The 10,507-nt window shown below is 36.3% G+C and carries 11 protein-coding genes; 5 read left to right on the forward strand and 6 right to left on the reverse strand.

Going from position 1 to position 10,507, the window contains the following annotated elements:
• The 4 genes from LY11_RS26990 to LY11_RS25950 form a co-directional block, all read right to left on the reverse strand.
• Window positions 1-181: ISAon1 family transposase N-terminal region protein (locus LY11_RS26990; protein WP_449415917.1), on the reverse strand; the 181-nt coding region annotated here is incomplete at its 3' end.
• A gap of 252 nt (window positions 182-433) precedes the next feature.
• Window positions 434-862, reverse strand: coding sequence for a hypothetical protein (locus LY11_RS25935; RefSeq protein ID WP_111636488.1), 429 nt, complete (start codon window positions 860-862; stop codon window positions 434-436).
• Window positions 863-907: 45 nt separating this feature from the next.
• Window positions 908-1,054: a hypothetical protein gene (locus LY11_RS26830; RefSeq protein WP_170132780.1), complete on the reverse strand. Its 147-nt coding sequence runs from the start codon at window positions 1,052-1,054 to the stop codon at window positions 908-910.
• Window positions 1,055-1,850: 796 nt separating this feature from the next.
• Window positions 1,851-2,549: a hypothetical protein gene (locus tag LY11_RS25950; RefSeq protein WP_111636496.1), complete on the reverse strand. Its 699-nt coding sequence runs from the start codon at window positions 2,547-2,549 to the stop codon at window positions 1,851-1,853.
• 312 nt (window positions 2,550-2,861) lie between these two features.
• Between LY11_RS25950 and LY11_RS27340 the strand changes: the two genes are divergently transcribed.
• Together LY11_RS27340 and LY11_RS25960 are read left to right on the forward strand one after the other, a co-directional pair.
• Window positions 2,862-3,122 carry an alpha/beta hydrolase-fold protein gene (locus LY11_RS27340; protein WP_111636490.1) on the forward strand — a complete coding sequence of 87 codons (261 nt, stop codon included), beginning with the start codon at window positions 2,862-2,864 and terminating at the stop codon, window positions 3,120-3,122.
• Between the two features lie 264 nt (window positions 3,123-3,386).
• Window positions 3,387-3,785 carry a hypothetical protein gene (locus tag LY11_RS25960; protein WP_111636491.1) on the forward strand — a complete coding sequence of 133 codons (399 nt, stop codon included), beginning with the start codon at window positions 3,387-3,389 and terminating at the stop codon, window positions 3,783-3,785.
• A 148-nt stretch (window positions 3,786-3,933) separates the two neighbouring features.
• Here the strand turns inward: LY11_RS25960 and LY11_RS25965 are convergent, their stop codons facing one another.
• Entirely contained in the window at window positions 3,934-4,833 is a 900-nt protein-coding gene (locus tag LY11_RS25965; RefSeq protein ID WP_111636492.1) for an alpha/beta fold hydrolase, read from the reverse strand.
• 197 nt (window positions 4,834-5,030) lie between these two features.
• Here LY11_RS25965 and LY11_RS25970 point away from each other — a divergent pair, with 197 nt between their 5' ends.
• On the forward strand, window positions 5,031-6,152 hold the full coding sequence (locus LY11_RS25970) for an alpha/beta hydrolase (protein ID WP_111636493.1): 1,122 nt from the start codon (window positions 5,031-5,033) through the stop codon (window positions 6,150-6,152).
• 246 nt (window positions 6,153-6,398) lie between these two features.
• Window positions 6,399-7,043 (forward strand): response regulator, encoded by a 645-nt coding sequence (locus LY11_RS25975; RefSeq protein ID WP_170132781.1) that lies wholly within the window; start codon window positions 6,399-6,401, stop codon window positions 7,041-7,043.
• Here the strand turns inward: LY11_RS25975 and LY11_RS25980 are convergent.
• A complete protein-coding gene (locus LY11_RS25980) occupies window positions 7,027-10,020 on the reverse strand; it encodes a ligand-binding sensor domain-containing protein (RefSeq protein WP_111636495.1) in 2,994 nt (997 codons plus the stop codon). The two genes, LY11_RS25975 and LY11_RS25980, sit on opposite strands and share 17 nt — an antisense overlap.
• Window positions 10,021-10,219: 199 nt before the next feature.
• Between LY11_RS25980 and LY11_RS25985 the strand changes: the two genes are divergently transcribed.
• A partial coding sequence (locus LY11_RS25985; RefSeq protein WP_146610830.1) for a transposase occupies window positions 10,220-10,507 on the forward strand: 288 nt, incomplete at its 3' end.

Here is a 10,507-nt window from a genome sequence, read left to right on the forward strand (position 1 = left end):
ATTCCGGGAGAAGTCCCTTAGATTCCAGTTCGTGTTTCTGATAGCCATCAGGGGCTATATTCTTTTCTTCTAAATAAATATTCAACCCGGTTGAATCTTTCTCAGCTTTAGTCAAATCAAAATAATCCAGGATGCCTTCTGGAAGTAATAGACTTATTAGGGTATTGCCAGCTTCACTCAAAATGATAATAGATTGTTGTTCTTTCTACTGCAAAAGAAAGAAATTATTTTCTTCCCCCCAAGAATTCCGCTTGATCCGAAATTATTTCCTTCCCCCCAAGAATTCCGCTTGATCCGGAACTTGATGACTACCACTCCGTAAACGCAAAAGCGGGAACGCTGAGGTATGAGCAAAAGGCTCCGCAAGCCGCAACTGAGCGGGGATTTTTATAATTATGTTAAACTTGAGGTGATTCTAGTATATTCTGAGGAATTATAAAAAGTAAGCAAGTAAAAAAAAAGCTAAGAATGGAGCAAGAGCATAAACCAAAACAAACCATCCATTTCTTGAATAATTGACCTTATCTTTCTCATTATTAAACTTCTCTATAATTTCCTGATGCTTAGAGCAAAGCAGATTGTAATTTATAATTATTAAGATTACAACAACTATTATAATTATTGATAATACCGTTGAGTTTAATACTGATGAAGCCGGGATCCCTAAAGATGATCTTTCTTTAATGTTGAACAAGCCGATTGAAAGAATAGCTAATAGGGCAATGTTTGATACATTGGATATTAAAAGAATAAAAGTAGTTGCAAATTTAGCAAGCTCTTTATTATTATTCCATTGTTTAAGGTAAAACAAGTAGAGTCTAAAATAATAATATTGATAGCTCTCATATAGATTTTCAATCATTTTAATAGTTTTTTCCAGGTTTTATGCAAAGGAAAAGAAACCTGATTATCCGCCAATCGTAGCAAATCCTAATCCCCAAAAAGCAGCAAAAGAGCCAATGACATATATAGCGACTATCCAGCCATTTATACTGGAAGATTTCTTGTCCTCATTCTTAAATTCATGGATAATGTCATCTAGTTTATTTATCAAATATTTATTATTTAGATAGATATAAATAACACCCAGGATTGAAATAGCAATGAATATCTCTATTTTGTGCGATTTGTAATCTGGTAAAAACCAAATATTAAAGAATTTATGTAACAAAACAATCAATGTATAAAAATTCAGCATTAACGGGGCTGCCATCGAGAGATCAGTAAAAACTATTGCAATACTTTTTTTATTATTCCATCTGCTTAATGTGTACAGATACGTCCTGTAGAAATAATAACGGTACGCTTTTTTTATTGCATCTAACATTTTATGTATTTCCTCACCTATTTTAAAATTTGCGCTTGACAGTTGGCTTTTCTATTCTATTTAACTGTCTTACTCTCATTGCTGCCTGCTCATCTAATGTCATTATTTTTTTATTAACGTTAGCATTATCTATCGGAGTTAACTCCTCATTGTACCCATCTTTGGACTATATCTATAATACACAGAATTAAATCTGCCTCTGTAACGTAAAGCAATAGACCCAAATTTACCGTGTTCAGATATACCACCGTAAAGTATACCAAAATTAACCCGATCTAAAAAAGAGTTGTTCTTTTTGGCTTAATTAATTTTATCAATTTTGATTTTAATTCCCTCGAATTCGGGGGAATTAAAAGTTTGATTATTTAATTGCTCCCAGACACCTAAAAAAAGTATAGTACTTTTAACTTTCAATCTGTTAACTTATAGCTATCCGACCTTATACTGGTTAAATATTTTTAAGTTTATTTTGAAACGCATCTTTAAATTACAGGCTAAAAAAATAAATCGTGTAAATCTATCTTCAACAGATCAGCAACAACCTGTTCTGTCCGGATTTCTCCTTTGGTGCACGGTGAAGACAAGGAGGTACCTGAATTTCAGGATGATCAACTGCCAATCTCCATAGGTGACCAAGGCCAAGGCTTATTGGGCGTGCATCAGGTTTAGCTTGATAATGCAGATCAAAGAAATTCTCCCTTAAGAATGATTCAAAATCTTCCTCTGCTCCATCATAGATTTTTTCGAGTTCAATACGTATTTCTGGAATAAGTATTTTCTTTGTGCCTTGTGAATTTGGCAATATTTCACTCGACTCGCCATGGTAAGTGCATAAAAAGGTATCGGTTGGTATAGGCGACCGATCTACATGAAAAGAATAAACATCGGTTGGAAAAAACGGGTAGGTATCATCCCGATCATAGTAATTGATCACATTAAGGATTGGCGATGCGCCATGAGCTTCCAATACCTTCAAATCATTTAAGAGAATCTCGCGGGCAAGTTGTCCTTGTTCACTCAACTGAAGCTCACGAAGTTCCTCTTCTTCAATTGTCGTTATATTTTCGCTTAGCTCTACCTTTTTAACAATTTCAGAAAAATCACCTGTTAGCTCGCGGGGCCAGCAAATCGCATTCATTTCTCCATTAAATGGCATAGATACAAGATCCTGAAAATTCGTAACACAATGAATTTGATTCTCAGTGTAAGATAAATCTATCATAATAGTCATATAAAATCATTTCACAACAAAGCAGAGTACTCATGGCCGGCAAAGCCAGAATAAATACTGGTTGAAAAACTTTTGATAAAGATAACAACAAAGCCTGTAACACGCTTTATCAATATACCAGGAAAATCTTCTTTCAAAGATCTTAGGACAAGAGCGTAAAGGCTGGATACATATTCCTAATCGAAACAGAGGAAATAAAATCAAAGACAGAGGACATTATCCTGTAATCTATTTATTGGATGGAAGTTAACAGGGGGCACCGATAAAGAATTACCTGGAGTTGTTGGCAATGGTAAAAAATTCATGGCTTATGTCGAGAAAGAACTTATTCATTATATCGATGCCACCTACCCAACAACAACTTATAGAACTTTTATTGGTCATTCACCTGGAGGCTTAACAGTCATAAACACTTTCCTGCATAAACCGAATTTATTTAATTCCTACATTTCTCTTGATGGATCCACTATTTTCTTTTATAAATCACTATCTCCTGATCGCCTCAAAGCTAGATCAGATTTTCGGTGTTTTGCTCATAAAGAGGAACTAGTACTTTTGTTGTAAAAGCATCCTTCCTGAAAGTTTTGACAGCTTATTAACTTTTTGCCTGATCAGTTTAATCTAGCAATCGAACACTTCAACCTCAAATTTAATCGCTTGAAGTAAAAATTGTCTTTTCCCAATCGGGGAACAATTTACTTTTGCACCATAATAAAAAAACAGGAATTTAATAGAAAATGCCGCCAGTTTAAAATTAGCTAAACATTTGATAATCAAACCTGTTAAAATAAATTAACTAATCAATTTTAAAAAAATAATCTAAGAAAAATGAAAAAGTCAATTTTAATCTTACTATTTGGAATGTTCTTTTTAAGTAAGACCTACGCGCAAAAGTATTTCGGAAAAATGTATACACCAACACAAACTGTAGAGGAATTCTACGCTATTAATGACGTAACAAAGCCATATACCGTTATGGGAAAAACTGAACTTGATAAAGGTTTTCGTTCGTTGGAAAAGACCCAGGCAAAAATCATCGAACTGGCAAAACAGAAAGGTGCTGATGGCGTAATCTTTACGATGGATGAGGAGGTTGTTGCTACGACCAGCTCGGGTAGCGGCGCTGTAAGTACAAAAAAGGAAAACAAAACAACAGGCTATTCATCTAACACTACTACTGATATAAAAGAAAAGAAAATCCGGGCAACATTTATTAAATACAAATAATTTTTTTCCCGCAACAAAGCTGTTTTAAAGGCGGCTTTGTTGTCTTCAATTTTACCTTTCATCAAAAAAGAAACTAGCTCCTGAACCGATATTGATTATGCTACCATCGGCTTCCGGAAAGTATTTTAAGTACCTCCTAAATGGTAAGTTACTTCAACCAATTGTGTACTTTCAAAACTGCATCAGCGAATACCTGTGGAGATTCCTGAGGCACATTATGGCCTGCATTGGTAACGATATGCTCATGCTGTCCAATAAATAGACTAGCGTAATCTGATGTTCCACCTGGCTTAAGCGGGTCTGCCCTGCCGTCGATCGTTACTGCCGGAACTGTTATTTTAGGCTTTTGCGCTAAAAAGTTTTCTAGCGGCTGCAAAGATGGATCACCCGCATTAAGGCCGTGCATCCAGCGGTAAGTATGTATAACAACATCGACGAAATCAGGATTTTCAAATGCTTTTGATGTCCTGGCGAACGTTTCTTCGTCGAATTGCCAATCTGGCGACCATTCCTTCCACAATATCCTCGATAATTCGTAACGATTTTCAGTAAGACATTCACGCCCGCGTTCCGATTGGAAAAGATGCTGATACCAACATACGCGCTCAAGTGATGGTGTGGCAGCATGCCTTTGCCCGCTCACATCTACAATATCATAGCCCGCATAAGAGACAAGGCCTCCAATTTGTTCCGGCCACAGTGCTGCCACGGTACAGGAGGAATTACCGCCCCAATCAAAACCTCCGACTATGGGCCGCTTCAAACCCAAAACCTGGGAAAGTTGAATGACATCAGTAGCACGGGCTGCTTGCTGCCCGGTACGCATAGTATCGGCTGAAATGAAGCGGGTTTTTCCAAACCCACGCGTAAAGGGAGCAATGACCCTTGCCCCTGCTTGGATAAGGATGGAAGATACTGTATTGAAAGCATGGGCATCATAAGGAAATCCATGTGACAGCAGTACTGGCCACCCATCAGCTGCCCCGTGCTCAAGGTAGGAGATTAGTAAAATATCTGTTTCTATGATTTTAACTGATGGTTCTTCCATAATCTGATTCGCTTATTTCGATGATTAAATTTTAAACATAACACCAGCATAGCTCTTAAGTTTCGGATTATACAGCGAATGAATTTTAGACAGGATTGCGATTATATCCAGGGATTCCTGAAAGTTGTGAAAAGACCAAAACACTTATTAAATAATAGATGTTGTAGCAGCAATATTAAATAAAACAAAATAACCTTATGAGAATCAATCTATTAAAAATACCAACTGCTATTTGTGCTTTAGCGATAACCATATCAGCTTGTCATAGCGGAACAAAAACTACCACGACCACAACAGACTCAACTGTTATGGATTCAACAAAGGTGACAGCTGTTAAACCAATGGGCCCTGCACCAGAATGGGGTAAAACAATAAAACCAGAAATGCAGGCAGTAATTGAAAAATTAACCAGTTACGGAGATAAACATATAGAATCACTTACTGCGACAGAAGCCCGTAAAAATCATACGCCAACTGATGCGGTAATGGATCTGGTAAAAGAAAATAATATTAAGGTACCTGAAGCCATGGTTGATACTATGGGAAAAGACATTGATGTTAGTGGTGGCAAACTCCACTTACGTGTTTATACACCAAAATCTGGTAAGGGGCCATTTCCATTAATTGTTTATTACCATGGCGGTGGATTCGTAATTGCTAACCTCGATGTTTACAACGCATCAGCACAAGGTTTGGCAGAACAGGTTGGAGCGGTTGTTGTTTCTGTAGCTTATAGACTTGCACCGGAAAACAAATTTCCTACTGCACATCATGACGCATTCGCTGCTTATGAATGGGCTGTTAAAAATGCTGCTGCTTTAAAAGCTAATCCTGCTAAAATTGCGGTGGTAGGTGAAAGTGCTGGTGGAAATTTAGCTGCAAATGTTTCTATTATGGCCAGGGACAAGCACATCATGTTACCTTTACATGAGGTTCTTGTTTATCCAATTGCACAAGCGAGTATGGAAACAGATTCTTATAAGATTTACGCAAATGCAAAACCGCTGAACAAAGCAATGATGGCCTGGTTTACTAAAAATTATTTGCCAGCAATGGCTGAAGCCAAAAATCCCAGTATGTCATTGGTTGATGCAAATTTAAAAGGATTACCACCGACCACAATTATTACTGCAGAAATAGATCCGTTAAATAATGACGGGAAAATGCTTGCAGATAAACTTGCTGCTGCCGGAGTAAAAGTAGCCAGCAGAAATTATGAAGGCGTTACACATGAGTTTTTCGGAATGGCGATCATAGTTCCGGAAGCCAAACAAGCGCAGGCTTATGCGGCTGAACAATTGAAAGCTGCATTTAAATAAAAAAATATACCTAAAATGCTTTCAGAAAACTGGAGGCATTTTAGGTAATTATAAAACGTTCAGTAAAACTAAAATTCAGATAAAACAACAACTATCAGGATCATATATCCAACTTCATACTATTTATTGTGATTACACGTTATTTTCTCTCTGCTATCCCCCAATTTTACCTCAATACAACACACTATCATTAATTTTATATGTATGTTAGGTTAATTATCTGACTATTGCTAAATGGATTTGAATATGGGAGAGGCATATAGTGAAAATGTTAAAATTCTAATCACCGACGATCATCTTGTAATCCGGCATGGACTAAGTTTTGTGATCAAAGAATTTTTACCAATGGCTAGTATTTCAGGGACTTCCAGCCTGGCCTCAACTTTACAATATCTGACCAATGAAAAAGTTAATCTGTTAATTTTAGATATTAACATGCCGGGAGGCAATAGCTTTGAAATGATTGAAATGATCAAAGAAGTCCAGCCTGATATTAAAATATTGCTTTTTTCAGCTTATGATGAGGAAATATATGGGCTCAGGTATTTGAAAACCGGTGTAAATGGTTACCTGGCGAAAAATGCTTCTGAAAAAGAGATTCAGGACGCTGTTATTAAAGTATTGTCAAAGGGTAAGTATCTTAGTGATAAGCTACAGGATCAAATGATAAATATGTCAGGGAATAAGTATGATGGGAACTCTCTGCATCAACTGACTAACAGAGAGCTTGAAATTGCCAGACTACTGGTTAAAGGAGAAAGGACAAGCAGTATCAGTGAAAAGCTATCTCTAAAGCTATCTACCGTTAGTACCCATAAGAACAGAATCTTTGAAAAGTTAAAAATAGACAATATCTACGGACTGATTACAGAATTTAAATTTGATTCTTAGCATAAAAAGACATACTAAAATTCGTACCTGCACCCATCACACTGGTTACTTTAATCGTTAGCTCTATTTTAGCAGCAAACTCTATCACCATTTTCAGACCAAGCCCTTTTTCTAGTATTTTAGTGTCCTGAGCGTTAAACCAGTTCATAACTTCTTCGGACATCCCAACTCCTGTGTCTTGTATAACAAATGTAATTGTATTGCCTTGTTGAACTGCATGGAAGCTTATTTTAGCATCGTGACTGAATTTCACAGCGTTATCTATCAGGTTATGTAAAATCACCGATAATATAGTGGTATCTGCCTGAATAAAAATAGTGGATGGAATGTTTATATCAATTTCAATGTGATAATATTTAGCGATCTCCAAAAAGACTTCTATTTTATCAGAAACAAGTTTATGAAGATTGATGTGATCTTTTACTCTCTTGCTGCTGCTTTGAAAAAGCTTGTTATAATTTAAAAGGTTTTCTGTAAAATGATACATGCTATTCGTGGATAAATAAAGTGCACGAATGCTTTCAGCATCAGGACTTTTATCTTCTACTGTTTGATACAATTTCTTACTGATGAACATCATATACCTTAATGGACTCATCAGATCATGCGTTATAGAAGTAAGTAATCGCTTTTGAAAATTAGTTTGTTCAGCTAACAATTTTTGAGAGAGCTGCATTTCCCTGACAATTTTTTTAAGTGCCCCTGTCCGCAAATTAATTGTCCTTTCTAATTCCAGGTTCTGCCTTAATATATTTCTGGTCCGGTACCTCGTGATAAGTATGATCCCCGCTAAAAGTGTAATGGTCACCAAAAGATAAAACCACCAGGTTTGATAGTAATAAGGACGGACGATAATAAGTAATCTTTTATAAACAAAGGCATCAGTATTAAAGCCATTTTGTTTTCGAATCACAATTTCATGCACACCCTTCACCAGCTTTGTAAAAGTGATGATATTGTTATTGTTTACTTTATTCCATTTGTTGTTTTCAGCAAATTTATATTCAAAGTTCAGGTTATTCTGATGACCAAAATATGGAGAGGAAATGAATATTTCAATGAGATCTACATCCTGAGTGAGGTGTAAGGTATCTGTTAAGTTTTTCTCGGAATTGTCTGCCAATATTTTATCAATATAAATAGCCCTGTCAGGAAGCTCCGGGTTAATTTCAGCCGGATTGAACATAACTGACCCTGCAATTGAAGGAAATACAATAAACCCATTTTGAAGCAGACTGCCGCATGGCTGGCAACCTCCATTAAACTCATTGGTATTAAAGCCTGAACTTTTATCGTAGTACAGAAAAAACACTTTTTTAGCCTTATCGGTACTATAAGCCAGAAGATCTTTAATTTTAACCTGAAAAAGACCTTTATTAGTGCTCATCCACAAAAACCCATGTTTATCTTCAATTATACAGTGTGTGTTTTTCAGAAAATTCTGGTCATCGGCCGGCATCTTGATCAGATTCCCCTTGTTATAGAGATAAAATCCGTCCCCATAAGTACTGATCCATAATTCACCATTTATGCTGCCATAAATACTCCGGATATTTTTACCAGAAAGCTTGTTTATAAAAAAGGTCTTTTTAGCTTCCTGATCATAACCATATAGCCCCCTGAACGTTCCTATCCAAAGCAGCTTATTTTGTTTATATAAAAATCTTGCACCCTTGACTTTGATCAAAAAAACTGGTGGGAAATCTGCACCTTTTAAGTCTTTAAAGTATATCCCCTGCTCTGTTGCAATCCAAAGGACATGCTCATTATCCAGGTAAAGTGAGAGTACAGCAGATGAAAAAGCATAACTGCCTGATAGTTTTTTCCCTCCTGCAGACAAGCGATAAACAGAAGAATCCTTTTGTGTCCAGATATTTTCATGCTGATCAATAACTAAAGAAAAATTGTTACTGTATTTTTCAAGAGCTGGAAAGAAAAACTGTTTTCCATCTGTTCTCATTAATTCGCTATTTGCAAATAAGGACATGTCCTGTAAATATGGATATTGCGCGTAAGTAATTGCTCTGTTTACGGCTCCTGAAAACTCTCCGGAATTGAAGGAATTTATACGCACAACAACCAAACCCTGAGTCAAACTCCCTAAGAATACTCTGCTATTAAGCGCATCATAATAAATAGTCATGACATCTTTGCTTTCGAAGGAATAATTACTTAAAATACATTTAGTTACCAATTCTCCATCCTTATAAGTCACTTCATAAAGTGACTTATTTAAATAAATAAATGCCTGGTCAGTATTACTATTCCAATAAATTTTAAGTGGCTTTTTCACAGCTGGACCTTGCTGAAGAATATCCCCGGTTAGCTGCGGGTGTTTGAGCTCTGATTTATTAAAAGAGGTGAAATTTCCCTCCAGATCCATATGAATTAAACTTTTCTGCGTAATAAAAAAAGAACTGCCTTTTTGATGTGAGAAAGGGATCGGGGTACAACTATGGTTATGGTCATAATAAGTAATAGAGTCCATGGTTATCCCATAATATAACTGGTCATCGGTCTGCATATAAAAGTCTTCAGCCTTGATAAAGAAAACTGGCCATTCATAATTAAACTGCTGAAAAATCTTCCTGGAAGCATAGGGAGTCTTTAATATTTTATTAAACGATAAAGGTTTTGAAAGAACACGTCCGTTATGAATAGGAATCAGCTCACCTGCTTGTGTAATCCCATATAAATCACCTGTACTGATCTTTTTGATAATATTCCGCATCCGGTTAGAAGCCGCCCCGGTATTTGACTTATTATAATTAACAAAATGATTCCCGTCAAACCTGCTTAATCCATCCTCAGTAGCCAGCCACAAAAAACCACCCTTACCTATAGCAATAGACTTGATGCTGTTTTGCGGAAGTCCATTTTCATCTGTATAATGCTTAATGCTATAGAGACTTGTATTTTGGGCATTAACTAAAGAAGAGAAAAATAAGAGAAAAAATATTAAAAGTGGACGGATCATTAATTTGCAGAATTACGAAAAGACGTGTTACCACGGTAATATATCTTAATTTATCCGGCAAATTGTTTTCTTTCTTGCGAAGACAATCATTGCAGGATTTAACTGATCTTACAATCGTCAAACAAAAAAAACAGCTCTGGAGTTGCTATATTTGAGTAGACACAGAGTTAAGAGGATTTACATATCTTAACAGAATATTATGTCACGAGAGAGAAAAGCATACCCGAAGGAGTTCAAGCTGATGAGCGTTGAACTGAGTAACACCCGTACAGATCTAATTGCACTTGCGAAAGAACTGGATATCAATGTGACTTTATTATATAGATGGCGTAAGGAATTCACCAGCAAGCAAGGCAGCAGTTTTCCTGGGAATGGAAAGGTTATCCTCAGCGCAGCTGAGCAAGAGGTGGCTAATTTGAAAAAAGAACTGCGTGAAACGCAGATGGAACGGGATATATTAAAAAAGGCCATCAGCATTTTCTCCAAG

The sequence above is a fragment of the Pedobacter cryoconitis genome, assembly GCF_003259615.1.
Classification (GTDB): domain Bacteria; phylum Bacteroidota; class Bacteroidia; order Sphingobacteriales; family Sphingobacteriaceae; genus Pedobacter; species Pedobacter cryoconitis.